Source organism: Halomonas sp. MES3-P3E, assembly GCF_002836035.1.
In the GTDB taxonomy this organism is placed as follows: Bacteria; Pseudomonadota; Gammaproteobacteria; order Pseudomonadales; family Halomonadaceae; genus Vreelandella; species Vreelandella arctica.
The window spans coordinates 1-533 of sequence record NZ_PJBT01000136.1; the positions used below are offsets into that span (position 1 = coordinate 1).

Here is a 533-nt window from a genome sequence, read left to right on the forward strand (position 1 = left end):
ATGGCGCTGCTGGGGACACTGAGGCTTGCAGCCAGACCAATGGCAAAGATCATCTTGTGCTTAACCATGATATTTCCTCTTATCATGTTGCTGGTCGAGACATCGCCTTATCCATTAAAAATGGAAGAAGGCGGAGTTAGCTTTCGTTATAAGCCTACAACCTATAGGTGGCCCAAAGGTAAAGGAGAAACCGATCCCAATACCTAAGTGTTGTCACAGATCATTTTTTCCGCCATTTTCAGCCCTGTTTCAGGTTGGCACGTTTTAACACCGACTCATTTCCATGAAGAAAAGCACGACGCCATGCGCCTTGTTCGCCAAACAGGGCAGATGAACGATGTAAGAAGGCTCAGCCGAATCAGTTTTAGCGCCTCCGCGATGAAGTAACGGCATCCATTCAACCCTAAAAATATATAAGGATACGGTATGCAAAAGAAGACGAGTTCGCTCCCTATCATTCACGCTACCTTAGCAACGCTGTTGCTGTCGCTAGCAATCCCAGTGCTGGCCCATGAAGGGGGCGCAAGCACTTC

General features: G+C 47.8%; 1 protein-coding gene. It reads left to right on the forward strand.

Features of this window, described 5'->3' with window-relative positions; genetic code table 11:
* Window positions 1–207 (forward strand): hypothetical protein (locus CXF87_RS22090; RefSeq protein ID WP_101146796.1); only part of this gene is annotated, 207 nt, incomplete at its 5' end.
* Window positions 208–533 lie beyond the last annotated feature (326 nt).